The sequence below is a fragment of the Paenibacillus sp. FSL R7-0340 genome (assembly GCF_038002205.1).
Classification (GTDB): domain Bacteria; phylum Bacillota; class Bacilli; order Paenibacillales; family Paenibacillaceae; genus Paenibacillus; species Paenibacillus polymyxa_B.
This window is the reverse complement of the sequence record NZ_JBBOBY010000001.1, coordinates 383,707-400,870: the sequence shown is the minus strand read 5'-3', so window position 1 is coordinate 400,870 and position 17,164 is coordinate 383,707. Positions and strand designations below refer to the sequence as shown.

The 17,164-nt window shown below is 45.7% G+C and carries 18 protein-coding genes; 9 read left to right on the top strand and 9 right to left on the bottom strand.

Annotated features, from left to right (window positions below):
• Window positions 1-147 precede the first annotated feature (147 nt).
• The 4 genes from MKX59_RS01765 to MKX59_RS01750 all read right to left on the bottom strand — a co-directional run bounded on the left by MKX59_RS01765 (window position 148) and on the right by MKX59_RS01750 (window position 5,041).
• Window positions 148-1,911 carry a sensor histidine kinase gene (locus MKX59_RS01765; protein ID WP_023990913.1) on the bottom strand — a complete coding sequence of 588 codons (1,764 nt, stop codon included), beginning with the start codon at window positions 1,909-1,911 and terminating at the stop codon, window positions 148-150.
• Complete coding sequence (locus tag MKX59_RS01760) at window positions 1,908-3,539, bottom strand: response regulator transcription factor (protein WP_340857460.1); 1,632 nt, start codon at window positions 3,537-3,539, stop codon at window positions 1,908-1,910. The genes MKX59_RS01765 and MKX59_RS01760 overlap by 4 nt, the downstream gene beginning before the upstream one ends.
• Before the next feature lie 273 nt (window positions 3,540-3,812).
• Window positions 3,813-4,586: a class I SAM-dependent methyltransferase gene (locus tag MKX59_RS01755; RefSeq protein WP_028540834.1), complete on the bottom strand. Its 774-nt coding sequence runs from the start codon at window positions 4,584-4,586 to the stop codon at window positions 3,813-3,815.
• Window positions 4,587-4,699: 113 nt separating this feature from the next.
• Window positions 4,700-5,041 (bottom strand): cupin domain-containing protein, encoded by a 342-nt coding sequence (locus MKX59_RS01750; RefSeq protein ID WP_076264549.1) that lies wholly within the window; start codon window positions 5,039-5,041, stop codon window positions 4,700-4,702.
• A 224-nt stretch (window positions 5,042-5,265) separates the two neighbouring features.
• Between MKX59_RS01750 and MKX59_RS01745 the strand changes: the two genes are divergently transcribed.
• The 4 genes from MKX59_RS01745 (at window position 5,266) to MKX59_RS01730 (ending at window position 8,670) form a co-directional block, all read left to right on the top strand.
• On the top strand, window positions 5,266-6,501 hold the full coding sequence (locus MKX59_RS01745) for an FprA family A-type flavoprotein (RefSeq protein WP_076264550.1): 1,236 nt from the start codon (window positions 5,266-5,268) through the stop codon (window positions 6,499-6,501).
• A gap of 36 nt (window positions 6,502-6,537) precedes the next feature.
• The gene (locus MKX59_RS01740; protein WP_340857458.1) at window positions 6,538-7,731 is read left to right on the top strand and encodes an NAD(P)/FAD-dependent oxidoreductase; all 1,194 of its coding nucleotides are present in this window, start codon (window positions 6,538-6,540) and stop codon (window positions 7,729-7,731) included.
• 2 nt (window positions 7,732-7,733) lie between these two features.
• The gene (rd, locus tag MKX59_RS01735) at window positions 7,734-7,904 is read left to right on the top strand and encodes a rubredoxin (RefSeq protein ID WP_007432984.1); all 171 of its coding nucleotides are present in this window, start codon (window positions 7,734-7,736) and stop codon (window positions 7,902-7,904) included.
• Between the two features lie 61 nt (window positions 7,905-7,965).
• On the top strand, window positions 7,966-8,670 hold the full coding sequence (locus MKX59_RS01730; RefSeq protein ID WP_028540837.1) for a Crp/Fnr family transcriptional regulator: 705 nt from the start codon (window positions 7,966-7,968) through the stop codon (window positions 8,668-8,670).
• Between the two features lie 130 nt (window positions 8,671-8,800).
• On the opposite strand, the gene MKX59_RS01725 is transcribed toward MKX59_RS01730, so the two are convergent.
• From MKX59_RS01725 to MKX59_RS01715, 3 genes are all read right to left on the bottom strand, one after another.
• Window positions 8,801-10,561, bottom strand: coding sequence for a glycosyltransferase 87 family protein (locus MKX59_RS01725; RefSeq protein WP_340857456.1), 1,761 nt, complete (start codon window positions 10,559-10,561; stop codon window positions 8,801-8,803).
• A gap of 99 nt (window positions 10,562-10,660) precedes the next feature.
• Window positions 10,661-11,371 carry an MBL fold metallo-hydrolase gene (locus MKX59_RS01720; RefSeq protein WP_023990921.1) on the bottom strand — a complete coding sequence of 237 codons (711 nt, stop codon included), beginning with the start codon at window positions 11,369-11,371 and terminating at the stop codon, window positions 10,661-10,663.
• A 195-nt stretch (window positions 11,372-11,566) separates the two neighbouring features.
• Complete coding sequence (locus MKX59_RS01715) at window positions 11,567-12,121, bottom strand: TetR/AcrR family transcriptional regulator (RefSeq protein WP_023990922.1); 555 nt, start codon at window positions 12,119-12,121, stop codon at window positions 11,567-11,569.
• 153 nt (window positions 12,122-12,274) lie between these two features.
• Here MKX59_RS01715 and MKX59_RS01710 point away from each other — a divergent pair, with 153 nt between their 5' ends.
• Window positions 12,275-12,949: an SDR family NAD(P)-dependent oxidoreductase gene (locus MKX59_RS01710; RefSeq protein WP_076295207.1), complete on the top strand. Its 675-nt coding sequence runs from the start codon at window positions 12,275-12,277 to the stop codon at window positions 12,947-12,949.
• Window positions 12,950-13,037: 88 nt separating this feature from the next.
• Here MKX59_RS01710 and MKX59_RS01705 read toward each other — a convergent pair whose 3' ends face one another.
• Window positions 13,038-13,679, bottom strand: coding sequence for an SDR family oxidoreductase (locus MKX59_RS01705; RefSeq protein WP_076295206.1), 642 nt, complete (start codon window positions 13,677-13,679; stop codon window positions 13,038-13,040).
• A gap of 100 nt (window positions 13,680-13,779) precedes the next feature.
• A complete protein-coding gene (locus MKX59_RS01700) occupies window positions 13,780-14,379 on the bottom strand; it encodes a TetR/AcrR family transcriptional regulator (protein ID WP_053326378.1) in 600 nt (199 codons plus the stop codon).
• 243 nt (window positions 14,380-14,622) lie between these two features.
• Here MKX59_RS01700 and MKX59_RS01695 point away from each other — a divergent pair, with 243 nt between their 5' ends.
• The 4 genes from MKX59_RS01695 (at window position 14,623) to MKX59_RS01680 (ending at window position 17,063) form a co-directional block, all read left to right on the top strand.
• On the top strand, window positions 14,623-15,363 hold the full coding sequence (locus MKX59_RS01695) for an ABC transporter ATP-binding protein (protein WP_053326379.1): 741 nt from the start codon (window positions 14,623-14,625) through the stop codon (window positions 15,361-15,363).
• Window positions 15,360-16,121 (top strand): ABC transporter permease, encoded by a 762-nt coding sequence (locus MKX59_RS01690; RefSeq protein ID WP_023990927.1) that lies wholly within the window; start codon window positions 15,360-15,362, stop codon window positions 16,119-16,121. Before MKX59_RS01695 ends, MKX59_RS01690 begins: the two co-directional genes overlap by 4 nt.
• A gap of 124 nt (window positions 16,122-16,245) precedes the next feature.
• Entirely contained in the window at window positions 16,246-16,533 is a 288-nt protein-coding gene (locus MKX59_RS01685) for a KGG domain-containing protein (protein WP_068939104.1), read from the top strand.
• A 233-nt stretch (window positions 16,534-16,766) separates the two neighbouring features.
• Window positions 16,767-17,063 carry a hypothetical protein gene (locus MKX59_RS01680; RefSeq protein WP_023990929.1) on the top strand — a complete coding sequence of 99 codons (297 nt, stop codon included), beginning with the start codon at window positions 16,767-16,769 and terminating at the stop codon, window positions 17,061-17,063.
• Window positions 17,064-17,164 lie beyond the last annotated feature (101 nt).

Sequence of the window (17,164 nt, the reverse complement as noted above, 5' to 3'; positions counted from 1 at the left end):
AGCACTGAGAATCCCGTACGCCCTAAATTGTAAGCACTTTCATTTTATAAAATGCCGTTCATTTCGTTCACCTGTCAATCTAAAGGTGTTACTTAGAAAACTATAGGTAAAGGTCCTTCAAAGCAAAATAGGCGTTGCTGTCTACCCTCACTCCCGATCCGCAGGAATCCTAATTCGAATCTCCGTACCTTCGCCGGGTGCGCTGCGAATGGCAAGCTCAAAGCGGCTCCCGTAGTAAAGCTTAAGACGATAGATGACATTTTGCAGACCTATACGCTCACCCATTTCCTCCTGCCTTTGCATGTAACCATATAAGCGTTGTACCTGTTCCGCAGACATGCCCACCCCATCATCCCGAACCGTTAGAATCAGTTGTCCTTCCTCATGCTCAAAATGTATCTCAATGCGTCCCCCATGCTTTAGCGGCTCAATGCCGTGGATGCTTGCATTTTCAACCAGTGTCAGCGCGACCATTTTGGGAAGCAGATTGTCCAGGTCCTCAGAGCGCGCTTGCACTTCGTACTGTATTCGCTCACCAAAGCGATATTGCTGGATTTCCAGAAAACAACGGATCAGCTCCAGCTCCTCCCGCAAAGTAACCCGATCCTTGTTCCACACCAGCGAATTGCGGAAAATCCGTGCCATGTTATGAATAATGCGCGCTGTCTCATCCTCATGCTTCATCAAGCTCCGCATGCGAATCGTCTCCAGCGCATTGAACAGGAAATGCGGGTTGATCTGGCTGTGAAGTGCATTCAACTGGGCATGTCTGCGCTGAATTTCCAGATTTTTTCGCTGAATATCGGCCATATAGACATCGTTAATCAGTCGCTTTATTTTCAGCGTCATCCGATTAAACTCACCTGTTAATTGCCCGATTTCATCTCTCGACTCTGTACCGCGAATCAGCTCAAAATGCTGGTTTTTCACCTTCTTCATGTGCTTTAAAATACGATGAATCCTCACGTTCAACGAACGTGTAATCCAAATAATGATTAATGTAGGCAGCAGCATATTTACACAGGTTAACAAGAGCACAAAATTGCGAGATTCCTGCATTTCATACAGCACTGCATCTCTCGATACCGCAGCCACAATGCTCCAGCCATTCAGATTGCTCGTAAGCACATAATTCGTCTTGAACTCCATCGTGTCCTCGGGCAGCTTGAGAGTGTTATAGGCTACATGTTTGTGGTTTATATCCACTTTGGGGTCCGTTGTATATTCGATTCCCCCTCGTTCGTTCAGCAGAAAGAGACTTCCCTGCAAATTCAGGTTATTGAAAATCTCCCGAATGGACGACATTCGCAGTTCTATTTTCAGTATTTTTTCACGACCATTTTGGGAATAAAAGTAGTTCATCCGCCGAATCAGGCTAAAAGGGTACATCTGTTCACCTGTGCTGTCATCGGTACGTACAAATATAGGCTTGGACTGGCGTCCAGGCGAGATTTTGGTATACCAGGGCAAACTTCTGACTCCCTCATCTATAAAGCTGATTCCCCCGGAATTCAGCAGCGTTGAATTATTGGTGTAGATCGTAATTCCACCTACGGAATGGTATGCAGGACTGTAAGTGTTGTTCAAGATATGACGTAAATAAGAGTCATAAGCGGCGATATAGTCAGCAGGGTGGGGATATGTTTCTTCCAATACCTCATTGAGCTGATGATCAGTATAAAAGATAGACGAGATTTCCATCGCATCTTCAAATTCACGGTAAAATTCAATTTTAATCTGTTCCAGTGCGCGCGAAATATCCTGCATACGCTGTTCCTTCACGTTTTGCGAGGTGACATGGTAAAAAATAAGATTGGTCAGCACTACAGGCGTAAAAACACAGAGAAAATAAAGCAGCAGCATTTTATCCCGCAATCGCACATGATCAAGAGTCGTTCTCAGCATCTTCATTCGCTGGCCCTCTCTGGCTCGTCGCCAATACTCAGGCTATTGCGGTATTCACTAGGCGTGGCGTGCGCCATCTTTTCAAACTGGGTAACAAAATAGTCTGAACTGCCGAAGCCCACGCGCTCAGCAATTTCATAAATCCGCAGATCCGTCTGCCGCAACAAGCGTTTCGCCTCCTGAACACGCAATTTCAGCAGAAATTCGTTAAAGTACACACCATACGTTTTCCTGAACAATTGACCGAGGTATACCGGGTTCATGTAAAAGCGAGCCGCAATACTTTTCAGGCTTATATTCTCGGCGGCATGCTGCTCAATGTAAGCACGGATGTGCTGGATGCCTCCTTGCTGACAATCCTTGCGCAGAACCCCAATATACCTTCCACTTTCCTCTGCAAAAGCTGTAAACAATCGCTGTAGTTCACCCAGGGACAGGTTCATGTCCTGCCAGTTCATCATCGGTTCTAGTGACTGAAGTGAGCGCTCATTTCCCTGCATGTTTTGAATGACCCGAACGATACTAAGTAAGCATTGATGCAGACTCATTTTCATAGCCTCAGGTGCATAACACTCCTCCCGAAAGCTGCTAAATAAATAATCCACGGCCACACACAGCTCATCCAACCGCAGTTCCTCAACTTGTTCCGTCAAGCGATCCAGTACGTCCTGAGGGATGGTCTTATAGTGAAGTGGTGGCATTCCCTCCCGTAGATATACAACAATACCGCTATTGTCATAAATGTATTTATGGAGCACTGCTTCCTTCGCACAGGCGTAGGACTGCTGGATATCCTGCAACCGATTCACAGGCTTTCCTGCATAAACGAAAACCCGACTTCCCAGCTGACCTTTTAGTGTCTTCATCCCCTCTATCTCTCGTTGTAGCGCTTTCATAAAAACTTCGACCTTGCCTTCAAAACACCCCAAAAAGAAGTCCGGTACGATAAGACCAATCCGGTTACGATGCTCATGAACATAGAGAGGGTACTTGCCATCCATTAAACGATGAAGCGCTTGCTCTATAAGCTCCCTGAACTGAAAAAGTGATAGCATGACACCATCGTCACCGGAGCGCCAGGGATGTTGGTCATTCAGCTCGACGAGTACATAGTACATATACGTGGCTTCCCCAAGCCGCAGCTGCTGCTCCCACTGTGTCACCACTACATCATCCACTGGGTTCATCATCACAGTCTCTAACAGCCCACCTGCATGGTGATTCTGATATCGTTGTGCATTCTGTTGTTCACGATGCAGTCTTTCACTCAGCTTGCGCAGTGTAGCCGAAAAGTCACCCTCATCAATCGGCTTAAGCATAAAATCATGAACCCCATAGCGGATTGCCTGCTGCGCATAAGCAAAATCACTATAACCGCTTAAGATAATAAACGCGGGATGTTCTGTACTCTGTTCGAGCACAGACCGGATCAGCTCTAATCCGTCCAGCACAGGCATACGAATATCGGTAATGACCAGGTCCGGGTGAATACGGCTGATTAGCTCCAGCGCATCCTCACCGTTATCAGCTTCTCCTACGATTTCAAAACCACAGGCTTGCCAATCCATGAGTTGAAGCAGCCCTTTGCGAGTAAAGGTTTCATCATCCACCACAATGGCTCGATGCAGCTTCATAACACGCTTCCTCCTTTTGAAGTATGCCTATTTTATTATTTTAGTTAACTATTCCAATGATCTCAGTCAATATGGTAATGTAAAACATCAGAAATTGGAAATTTTCGTTATACCTATTATATGACGAATAGAGGGGTGCAAAGCATGCGCACTCCAGCAGCCAAGCCAAAGCAGTAAATATACAAAAAGGAGACGAATCCCTGAATAGGGGTTCGTCTCCTTTTTTGCTATTGCGTAAAAAGCTTTTATTATTCTCTTATTCGTGAATTCAGGCTATCGCTCAGCGATGATACTGACCGCTTGCAGATGGTCGGCGTACTTTACAAACTGCTTGCGCATACCCATAACCCTTGTCCGGGCAGCATGGTTACGCATAAGGTTAAAGGCGATTTTTCCAAATCTCAACCAGCCCTCGTCCTGAATGATACGTGGCAGATGCAATAAGTGCATGGGAACCGTATAGATTTTAACGACCTTAAAGCCTTCCTCTTTCAGCAGCTGTTCCCACTCTGACACCGTCAACGGTGTCGCATTAACTCTCATGGCTGTAGCCAAATCCTTGTAAATTTGTTTTCTGAGCGCAGGCTCAATATGGTTAGAAGCAAGGCACATCTCATGAATAGCATACTTCCCGCCCGTTTTCAAAAGCCGCCTGGCTTCCGAAATAATCTGCGCTTTCTTGGCTCTTGTGTGCATCGTCAGCATGGCTTCCCCATATACCACCGTCGCAGAGGCATCCGGCAACGGAACCTGTTCAGCATCGGCAATAATAACTTCCCGGTTTGCTCCGCTTGCATACGTTTTTACAATAGAAGCCGCCTTCTCATTCTGTTCAATCGCAATATAACGACGGGGATTAAGCCGCAGTGTGATTTGGGCAGTTATACCCAATCCGGGGGCAAACTCAATAACCTCATCCTGCCCGGTTACGTCAAGTCCCTCTATCATCCAACGTGTTGTTTTTAACCCTCCGGGCCTAAGCACGCGCTTACCGAGACTTGCTAATATCCAGTGCCCTGGCACCTGTTTGTAATCTACTGTCTGCATTGGCTATTAACACCTCTCCTTAAAATTTGATAATGATATTCATTATCAATACGAGTGAAAAAAAATAACTATTTTCTTTTTTTTTTATGAGCATGTTGCTGCTGTGTCCTCTTTTATATGTTTTGCGCATAGCTTTCACTTGGCGTTTTGGTCAACACCACATGCAGGCTGGAATTCACCTCTGCACCACCACGATAGGAAAAGTGCTCATCTCCCGTAACATGAATGATATCCCCTTGGACAACTTCCGTTGCTTCGCCGTTCACAGTTACAGTCCCGCTGCCTTCAAGAACAAGCAAATATACATTCGCTCCTGGGTGATTATGTGTTGGTAGCTCGGCATTAGGAGTAAAGTTGAGAATAAAAATTACATTGTCGGCTTCCTTATGCACAATTCGTTTTGTAAACCCAGCTTCTTTATATTCCTGAAATTGAATGAGGTTTGATTTTTTCATATTAGTTCACGCTCCTGTTTGAAATTAAATTTGCTTAAGATGGATTAATACCTTTATTGTATTGGATTATTTCGCTCGCCTTGTGATTGCAATCACAAAACTAAATTTAAGTAAAAATACTTTTAAAATATTTAAAAATTTGATTTCAATCATCTTTTTCATCGACACATCCAACTAGAATCAAATTGTGTTAGATAAACAAAACAAGCAGGAGGTTATTCCATATGAAGCCTGGATTCAAGCTGGCAAAGGATATTTATTGGGTAGGAAAAATTGATAATCGTGAGGTTCCCTTTCATCGTCTTCTACTATCAAAGGGTACAACCTATAATGCATATCTATTGAAAACTGGAAAACCAACCATTGTGGATACCGTAGATATGGCGTTCGGTAGAGAATTTGCCGAAGCTGTAACCGAATTGATCGATCCATTGGATATTCAATATATCATCGTCAATCACACGGAACCAGATCACTCGGGCGGATTGGCGGCACTTGCTTCCAAGGCAACGAACGCTACGATTGTCTGCACTGAGATTGCCGTTCCGGAAATTCAACAAATGTACAAGCTTCAGCATCGCAACTTCCTCGTAATCAAGGATGGGGATCAACTGGACATTGGAGGCAAAACGCTGCTATTCAAAGAAACTCCTTATCTGCATACAGAAGAAACCATGATTACGTATTGTATAGAAGATAAAATCTTGTTCCCTTGCGATATTTTCAGTACACACGTGGCTGTAGAGCATCTATTTGCTGATGAGGCTGGTTTTGATATCACCGAGGACTTTATCGGATACTACCAGGCTATTATTCATCCACATCGCAGATATGTCCGCACATTAATCGAAGCTGTTGCTGATCTGGAAATTGAGATGATTGCACCTTCCCACGGCTTCGCGATCCGACATGATATTGCCAAGTTTATTGATTTGTACGCCTCTATGAGTACCGAAACCAAGGAGGATAAAAAAGTAGCGATTGTCTATGCCACCCTGAAAAATAACACTAAAAAAATGGCAAACATCCTGAAGGACTGCTTTTTGGAGAACCAAATCAAGGTGGAGCTATGGGACGTGGATAAAGCGGATGGAACGGAAATATTGAATAGTATTGCCTCAGCAGATGCTGTTTTCGTCGGTAGCTCTACCAAATATGCCGACATGACAGGCAAATTGGAAGACCTATTGCAACAAATGCAAAAGATGAATCTGGAAGGCAAGCTGGCTGCTGCCTTTGGTTCCTACGGCTGGAGCGGGGAAGCCATTGAAGTTGTACAGGATTACTTGAATGGTACTAATATGAAGGTCCAAAGCACTTCAGATGTAATCAAATCAACGGGTATGACCCATGTGGAATTCCCGGTGCGTATTCGTTTCTCTCCTACAGAAGTTGAAAAAGTGAAAAAAATTAAAAATGCCGCTGAATTTGTCTCAGATCTACTGCTTAGTGTTATTTAAAACACAGTAGCGTATAGCGAATAGGAGAGATACTGAATGGGTAACCAACATTACGTTATTATCGGAGGCAGTGTCGCCGCCGTCAACGCGGCAAAAGCGATTAGAGATCATGATGAGCTGGCCGAAATTTCTATTTACGGGGAGGAAGCATCCTTTCCGTATAACAGAGTCAAACTTTCCAAGGGACTATTCACTGATTTGCACAGTGACAAAATCCTGATCAAAAAGGAAAAATGGTTTGCCAATCAACGAATTCATGTGTATTCCGGCATCAAGATAACCGAGATACATCCAGAGGATTGTACTATCAAAACAATAGATGGACAAACCGTTGCTTATGACAAGCTACTGCTGTGTACAGGAGCTCACAACCGTAAGCTTGTGCTAGATGGGGCTTCTCTAAGGAACGTTCACAATATCCGTTTTCGACAAGATGCGGATCGCCTTAAAGCGGAATTGCGACAGGGAGACCGGATATGTATCATCGGCGGCGGTATTCAAGGCGTGGAAACCGCCTGGTCCTTCCAGCAAGCAGGATATGCTGTAACCATACTGGAAGCTTCGCATCGGCTTATCCCCCGTCAGCTAGATGAAAAGGCCTCCGCTATTTTGACCGATCGGATGACCGAACAGGGTACTCAAGTACTCCTTGGGCAAGGCGTAAAACGTATTAAAGGCACAGATCACGTAGAAGGTGTGGAACTACAGGACGGCTCTGTTATCCCCTGCGAGCATGTCGTGTACTCTATCGGAATTGTACCGAATACGGAGCTTGCTCGCCAAATCGGCCTTGATATTGGACAAGGCATTCTGGTGAATGCGCAGATGGAGACCAGCTCCGCCAATATCTATGCAGCAGGTGATGCAGCCGAATTTCAGAGTAGAGTAGATGGGCTATGGGAAAGCGCAATGGAGCAGGGAAAAATAGCAGGCGCTAATATGGCGGGCGCATCCGTCAGCTATCAGCATCCCCTCCCTGTAACCCTTTCGAACTGCTATGAATCTCCTCTCTTTTCCATCGGTCTAGTAGATGAACAAGTCTGCGACACCAGCCTGATTACTAAAAATCAAGCTTCTTATACACGTATGTTCATACAAAACGGCTCTATCTGCGGCGTGATTGGCTTTGGAGATGCCCTTGCTTCACTAACATACAAAACAGCCATCATGCAGGGACTCAAACCGGACGCACCAGAGTTTACAAAAATTTTGAATGACAAGGAGAACTAGAGATGAAAAAATATGTATGTCAGCCCTGTGGATACATTTATGATCCTGCTATCGGTGACCCCGATGAAGACGTTATGCCCGGTACAGCGTTTGAGGATCTTCCAGAAGACTGGGTTTGTCCAGTCTGTGGTGAGGATCAAAGTCATTTTGCCCCAATAGATGATACAGAATAACAACCATGCGCTATAACCTGTAGTTTCCGGTTTATGAATGGAGTGAATGAATGTGAATGAGATGTCCTGCCCCTGCCAGTGCGAAAAGGAGCCCTGTGCCCGCAAAGTGCCTATCTTTTCCTCTTTGTCCTGCGAAGATTTGTGTAAGGTCAGCTCCATGATCCGACACCGAAAATATCAGAAAGGCGAGGCCTTGATTGTGGAGGAGCAGGCTTCCGATACGCTGTACATTATTAAAAGCGGGCATGTCAAGCTGCTGAAGATGACGCCTCAGGGCAAGGAGCAAATTCTGCACATTCTGACAACTGGTGATTTTTTTGGCGAGTTGAATATTTTTAACAGCGATGAGCTGAGTAACTTTAGTGCGTATGCCTTAAAAGATACTGATATTTGTATGCTCACCAAGGATGATATGGAGCAGTTGATCCGCGACAATCCCGATATCTCTTTGAAGCTGCTCAAAACCATTACTAAACGCTTGGCACATACCGAAAACCTGGCTCAAAGCCTAGCTACCAAAGACCCGGAAATCCGCATCGCCTACATGATTCTTGAGCTTGGACATAAATACGGCAAGCCGGATGGTTCCTACATTAAAATAAACCTTCCCCTTTCACGCGAGGAAATGGCTAATTATGTGGGTGTCACCCGCGAAACCATCAGTCGCAAATTCGGAAAATTTGAACAGCTGGGGATTATTCATAGCAAGGGTACAAGAGAGATTACCATCTGCGATGTACAGAAACTGAACGAATATATGGATTGAGACACATAGATACAATGTTACTCTAACATGAGGACAACAAAAAACCGCTTCTTTAACTTATGGATTGTAGTTGATCTATCAACCACTTCCATTTCGTTAAAGGGCGGTTTTTACCGTATTTTATACTCCACTAACTATCAATTGTTGTGTTCACACTTGGGGAAGACGCACCCCATATAAGTTTCCCTGAAGGTGACTCCGATGGAAGCATGTCCTTGGGAGGGGCAGTCTCAATCGTGGTCGATTTGGAGCAATCCCACACTACTTTGACCAAATACCCAAACAACAACACATTCAACAATGATGTCACACACAAAATAATACCGTATTGATCCCGAGAGTTGGAGCTATAGAAAATATCGAAGGTGTTTAGGAAAATCGTAAGACTAAACCCACCCGCAAGCCACAAAAATCTGCGGTCTCGTAAATACAGATACGCCAGTACAGCTAACGCGGCCGCAGGGAACAAGTACCGTTCATGCATGCTGGAAGCGAAGGTAAATACACCTGCAATGAGCACCAGTGCAGCTGCCGCTGCAAATTGTGGTTTGCGACTACGGATATACATCCACCACGTAAACAGAGTCACCAGCACAATGCAGATCATACCCCATGTATGGTAACTGAACAGGAACAACGTTGTAGTGTCCTGCGTATAATTGCCACCGATCAGTGCAAAGAAATTATATGCGTTCACCGAAGCATACGGATACTCGCCGACCGTTCCCTTGTATAGGTCAAGCAGCCATAACGGCTCCTGCCCCCACGAAAATGGTAATATGACCAGAATGGTCGTCACAACGGCACCGCCAATGGACAACAGCCAAGGCTGTATTTTACGTTGTCTCAGCAGCTCAAAGAACAGAACAGGCCCATAAATAATTCCCTGTGGCTTCATCAATACGGCTACCGTAAACAATACGGCTGACCAGCCGACCCGGTTTTCCACAAGCAGCACAATCATGCCCACAATCAGCATAGTAAAGAAAGAATCCACCTGCCCCCAGAAGGTCGAATTGATAAATACAGCTGGGTTAAACACGTAGAATATAGCCAATCCAAGGCTTATTCCATAGCCGACCCGTTTGCTTGCCAACCGGTACAGCATGTACGCTGTCACGATATCGGCTAATATATTGGGAAGCCGCAGCAGTACGGACATGTAGGGACTGAAAGCATCCGTAGAGCCGATTTGACCGATCACATATAAAATATAAATATAGAACGGCGGATAATCACTTGATCCATTCGTGTAAAAGCCCGATAAGCTATCCGCTGCTGTCGTAGCCCAGTTCCGGAATAGCATTAAATCCATATGACCCGAGATCCATGGGGCGATCGCCATTCTTAAAAAGAACCCCACACCCAGCACTGTCCACAGCATCAGTCCCCGATTACGTTCCCCGAGCTTCCATTCACGAGCCCGAAAACGGTACGCAATAAACACGAATGCACCGAAGAACAAAGCAGCGAAAATCGCCAGCGGAGTAGCATAAGCAGATGAGGAGTTCCCACTTCGTCCACCACCCATACCACCGCCAGGACCGCCCATACCAGATCCGTTACCAGACATGCCACCGGGGCCTCTGTGCTGTCCGTCTCTGGCAACACCACTGCCGCCCGAAGACGTATCATTCCCGGCCGTTGTACCTTTGTCACCCGATGTCGATGTTCCCTCAGTGGAGGAGTTGGTAGGTTGCCCCGGTCCTCCCATACCTCCACCAGGTCCGCTTCCTCCTCCGAACCCGCCGGATGGGCCCTGTCTAACAGCCGCAGACTGGGACGCAGAACTACCTGAATAACTCCATAACGAAACGACACTAGCGACAGCAAACAATATGAGACTAAATAGAAGTATATATTTCAGACCGTTCGCTTTCCAAACGTTCAAATCCGATGCACCTCTCTCTGTTTCTATTTTCCCATATTGTATCTGCCTTAGCTTAGGACTTTGTGAGTTCTGGCTGAATGTTGGCTGAATACCGAATCATCACACTGAAGTTTGTCGTTCCAGCTCCATAATCGCCCTTTCCAGCTGAGATTGTGGATGCTTCAGCATGTTACCGTGACCGACAGCTAATAAAGATGGATTGAAACTCACCAGCTTTTTGGCGCTTTTCAGCGAAATTCCCTTGTTCCAGGTAGCCAGTGCCGGAAAAGGAAACAGCGGCTTAAGCCTTCCCGATACCGCTATACCACCTCGGGTCTGGAAGGCGTCGCCTGCAATCAACGCACGGGTACGAGTATCCAAAAATGCCATCGAGCCCGGCGTATGTCCTGGTGCGCTAATCGCCAACAGCGAACCTACATGATCCCCATCCTCCAGTAAAACGTCAGGCTGGGTAAGGATATGCTTCGGTACATCGCCTCGAATAGGAGTATCCGGTTCTCCTGCCTCCAACGATACATCGCCCTGTAGCAGCGGTGCGTCCCGCCTTGAAATGAACACTTGCGCGTCAGGATACCTTGCCTTGAGCTTATCCAACGCACCCACATGATCCCCATGGGCATGGGTAAGTACAATTCGAATAATCGGCTGCCCGATCTGCGCCGCAGCCTGCGCTATACCACGGGTACTGTATGGCAATCCGGCATCTACCAAGGTGAGCCCCTCTTTCTCCTCCACCAAATAACAGTTCACTGGGAACAGCCGGGGCATAAACGTCAATTGATACACATGCTGCACCTGAACAATACGCATTTTAGCTCATCTCCTTGTCTTAATTATAAACTAATCATATTAGTATTATAAATAATATAATTAGTTTTAAGCAAATATTTTTGCTGCTATTCAGCCGGAGTTGGAGCTGGAACTGCTACGGGGACGATCATACTGAGAAAACAGCAAAAAGCATCCCCGGGACTCTGCCCCCGGGGATGCCTCTCACAACAAGAATTAACCTTTTCCTCCTGTTATTAATAACGAAGCCTTCTTGGCTATTTCCTCTTTATCAAACGGAGTATTTCCAGATGCCCATAAATAACCAGCCTCATGTATGATATTGGCATAAATAGGTACATAAAAACTCTTCTCTGAGTCTGTACATATGTTATCTAAACTTTTCACTAAATATTTTTTCAGCTCAATTAACATTTTTTCTTTCAACAGAGGCGCAAGACTTAAATAGCTACGACGGCATTGAATTTTCGGTTGTTGATGAAAGTCACATACTGCTAGAACGAGTTGATTTATGGTGTCCTGATCGAACTCGACTACTCCTAATGTTCGTTTTTCAATGACGTTCGAAGCAGAGTCGTCAATCATGTAATCCAACATTTCGTACTTATCATTAAAATGGGCATAAAATGTAGCACGATTCACTTGGGCCCCTTTTGTTAGATCTGCTATTGTTATCTTTTCAAAATCCTTTTCATTCACTAAATTAACAAAAGCGTTAATCAACGATCTCTTTGTATGTGTCATTCGCATATTTTTCACTTTTGTCCCCACGTTCTGCCCTCCTTATTTGGCACATTTCAATTGTTGTTTCTATAGCAACATTCTCATTTAATTGTTGGTTGTTCCATATATTAAGCGGGCTTATACTTACTAAAACAACATATGTTGCTTTAAAATATATCACAAATAAGGAGTTCATATAAGATGAAAACTATTGCAATAATTGGTGCAGGACTCGGGTTAGGTTTATCTATCGCGAAAAAATTCGGGGCGCAAGGGTTTAAGGTAGCTTTAGTTTCTCGTAATCCAGAAAAATTGGAAATCATCACAAATGAACTAACAAGCCTGAATATTGTAGCGCGCTCTTATGTCACGGATATTACGGATTTGAACGCTTTAAAACAAGCCTTACTGGCTGCTAAAAAAGACCTAGGAAGTATTGATGTACTCGAATTCAGTCCTTATGCAGGATGGAGTAATTTCACAGATATTTTAGAAACAACGCCCTCAAGCGTCTTGGAACAAGTCAACAGCATTGTGCTTCCTGCAGTTCTATCCGTCAATGAAGTATTGCCTGACATGATCAGCAATGGTTCAGGCGCGATTCTATTTACAACGGGCATATCTGCCATGTTCCCTTTGCCCAGTCTTGGGAATGGTGGTATCGTGATGTCCGGTCTTCGAAACTATGCAACTAACCTGCATAATGAACTGAAAGAAAAAGGAGTTTTTGTAGGACACCTTTCAATCGGCACTTTCATACAAGCTGGTACGGCAGGAGATCCAGATATCATCGCAGAAGCTTGGTACAACTTATACGAGAAAAAGCATAGCTTTGAAGAAACATTCCCAAAAGAAATGGATCCAACCAAGCTGTAAAATTATTAAAGCGAGAAGATGACCATTGTGCCCGTCTTCTCGCTTTATGGTCATTTATAAGCGTCCTCTGCAACAACTTCATCCGTAATTACAGCCGGATTGCCTCAGCAATAGGCGTACTGCCAGACACCAAATTAATTGCACGTTGATACGTCTGCTGTTCCTCCAGCGCTGCTACCACCGCTGCCGCCACATCTTCACGAGAAATGGTGTGGCTGGTGAGCTCCTCACCGGTAGCAACTTTGCCGGTGCCCACATCATCCGTCAGACCACCCGGACGAAGAATCGTGTAGTCCAGGTTGCTCGCTTCCAACAGGCGGTCAGCGTAATGCTTCGCCACATAATACGGTTTAATGGATTCAGGCCACTGCTCCCGATTCTCCGCATGTAGGGCGCTGACCATAACGAAGCGCTGGATACCCGCTTGTTCGGCGGCTTCCATCGCCTTGACCGCTCCATCCAGGTCGATAAGCAGCGTTTTATCCGCTCCTGTTTTTCCACCGGAGCCTGCTGTGAATACGACAGCATCGCTGCCCTTTATAGCTGCGGCAATATCACCAACCGTCCCTTCGAGGTCAGCTACCACCGTTTCTGCTCCCAAACGTTCAAGCGCTTCGGCCTGATCCGAATGGCGGATCAACGCCTTTACGCGATGCGATTTATTTTGCCCCAGTAGGCGAACAAGATGTCTGCCTACTTTTCCATTTGCGCCAATCACCAGTACGTTCACTCATACCCCTCCTGTATTCGCAGTCTCTCATCTACATTATACAGATGTATTTTACCCTTCGGGTCTGCGACGCAATCATGTTAGCTGCATCAGGTTGAAATCAGACTTCTTTGGTAAGCTCGACATCTCGCTTTTGCCGCACACGCAGACCTGCCAAAAAGGTAGCCATCATCACCTCAATACTCCGGTCCACCTCCACAGGTAAACCAAAGCCGCCCTTTTGTTCAAGCGAGGCGAATCCATGAAGCAGACTACGGAATCCCCTCGCTGCATGAATGCAATCTTCTTCCTTGAAGCCATAACCACTGGACAGGACGGTAATGACCAGCTCGGCCACGCGATCCGCAGCCTGCCTCATTTCGGTATCATTTCGATCTGTTGCATACAGCATCGCTTCATACAAACCGGGTCGCTCCCGAGCATACCGCATATACGCCTTCCCCATAGCGGTCAGCGCATCTTCGCCCGCTCTACCCACCGCTGCGCTCATCAAAGCTTCCTCCAACTGTTCGAGGCTGTGCAATGCCAGTACTTGGCGCAGTCCGTTCAATCCGTTCACGTGGTTATACAAGGACGGAGGGCGAATGTGGAGTTTTTGAGCCAGCGTGGTGAGCGTGACATCCCCCATCCCTTGTTCATTGGCAATGTCCTCGGCAGCCCGCAGGATATCTTGCAACTTTACTCCGTTTCTAGGCGACATCATCCTGTCTCCTTTCATCGAATTTCTATGTAATCCGGTTCCTTATACCTATACAGAATTGATCCAGATTCTATTTTAACTAATCCTGTTAGTTTATACAAAGAAGATGCCGTTTACAACAGCCGGCCTGCATTGAACCTTTATAGAAGAGCATAGCAGTCATTACTGATATAATAAAAAAATAAGATCATAGAACGGATCTGATCCCTTTCTCGATCCCCTACAAAGGAGCTAGCTATATCTATGGAATCCAAGCCACTTCCAGCTATTGAATTCAATCACATTATCAAATATTTCGCCGGGTCTGGACAGCAACGTGCTGTTCTGAACGGGATTACGGCAAAAGTTTCCCCCGGCAAAATCACCACGTTGGTCGGTCCATCGGGGTCTGGTAAAAGCACGTTGCTTTCACTGTGCAACCTCCTAATGACACCGGATGAAGGGGACATCCGTGTCCTCGGCAAACCGATATCGGAGTGGGAGATCCCTGAACTAAGACGGAGAGTAGCATTGGTTTTTCAGGATGCCCCCATGCTTCAGGGAACTGTCCTGTACAATCTCCAAACCGTAGAACGGCTGCACGGTACAGTGCTGGATGATCCTGCCGGCCTGTTGGAACGCGTAGGACTCACCCACGATCTGTTGGAACAAAAGGCGCAGGAACTGTCCGGTGGACAAAGACAGCGCTTGGCCTTGGCGCGGACGCTCGCGAACCGCCCGGATATTTTACTGCTGGATGAGATTACTTCTGCACTGGACCCCGCCTCAGTCAAAGAGGTTGAGGAACTGCTGCTGCAAATGAACAAAGAAGAGGGAACAACGATGATCTGGATTACGCATCATATGGAACAAGCACGCAGGGTAGGCCACGAGACATGGCTGATGATCGACGGAAGACTGGTAGAACAAGCGGATACGGAGACATTTTTTAATACTCCACAGCATAGTGAGACCCGCAGGTTTGTAGCAGGAGAATGGGTATGACGATTGTTGCCTTGATTCTCTCTCTCGGTTTTGTATTTATCGCCATCGTCATGTCCAAATCCTTCAAACTCGGTCTGGACCGAGACATTATCATCGCCACAATCAGAGCGTCGATTCAACTGCTGGCGATTGGATATGTATTACATTTAATTTTTGGGATGCAAAGCTACGGATTTATCGTATTATTCATTCTGCTCATGATTACCGTAGCCTCACAAAATGTTGCGCGCAAAGGACGATTTATCCCCGGTCTCATGTGGAAGTCATTCCTGACGCTGCTGTGTGTGGAAATCGTTACGCAGGCGTTCCTGATTGGCCTGCATATTATTCCGGCGACAGCCCGATATATGATTCCGATTAGCGGCATGATCATTGGCAGCTCCATGATTTTGTCCAGCCTGCTGGTGTCCCGGCTCAAGTCGGAAGTTCTGCTGCGCAAGCCTGAAATCATGCTCATTCTGGCGCTAGGCGGCACGCCTAGACAAGCCATCTTCCCTATACTCAAGGATTGCATACGTTCCAGTATGATTCCAACCATTGAGGGGCAGAAAACGCTGGGGCTTGTCCAACTTCCCGGCATGATGACCGGACAAATCATCGCAGGTGCCAATCCGATTGCCGCCGTGCGTTTGCAATTGCTAATCGTATTCACTACCATGACCTCTGCTATTTTGACCAGCGTGCTGCTCAGCTTGTTCATTTATCCGGCATTATTTACCCGCCAGCAACAATTGAACACAGAAGCATGGGAACGCTGATCGAGGCGGATATATCCAGTTATTTACCAGCTTCTATAAAAAAGTAGACATGTTTAATTCCTGACATGAAGGTTAATAGATACACGAACACGCTTTACTAAAATTCGATGAGGAGTGATTGAACATGGCTAACAACAACCAAAATGGCAAACTGAGTCGCGAAGAAGCAGGACGTTTAGGTGGAGAAGCTACTGCTAAAAATCACGACAAAGAATTTTATCAGGAGATTGGCGAAAAAGGTGGCGAAGCCACTTCCAAAAACCATGACAAGGACTTCTATCAAGAAATCGGACGCAAGGGCGGTGAAGCCCGTGGCAATTCAGACCAGAGTGATAGCGACGGGAAAATGAGCAGGGAAGAAGCAGGCCGCAAAGGCGGCGAGGCCCGCGCCCGTCAGCGTAGAAATAACTGACAATAGGGAGTAGTGGTTGGTGCAATTGCAATGTAGAGGCACAGACTGCGTATAAACACGAAGTATAGTGGACGTTTATGTTATAAAAGCCTATCTGCCGTTGTTTTGGCAGATAGGCTTTTTGTGTGAAAGTTACTTTCGTCAACCGATCATACACCTTACAATATACATAAACAGGTTAATTAACCAATCATACATAAAATGAAAGAATGGATTATAGGAGGTTTGCGCGAATGTTGATTACAAAGAATAAAACGGCTGCAACTATTTTAAGAATTATATTTTTTTCACTGATTTTCAGCTGGATTTATTATTATTCAGGTCATCACTCAGCAGAAACCGCTAAATTAGTTAAAACTACAGATGATTACTTGGTCATACAGAGAGATGCTTCTAACGGAGGTGAATATAAAGAATTATATATTTCCTCAAAGTCTGTGATCCCTCCTCTGGTTATAGGCAAACAATATTATTTCGTATCTGATCAAAGGTACTTTCAACGCCCATATATCCGTTATGTAGAGGAGTAAAATAGAACAAGACAACAAGGACTAACATAGCCCTTGACTAAAGCTTCATGAATAATACAAAAGAGTGCATGCAACTCAAGTCAAATATTCCTGTATTCCGG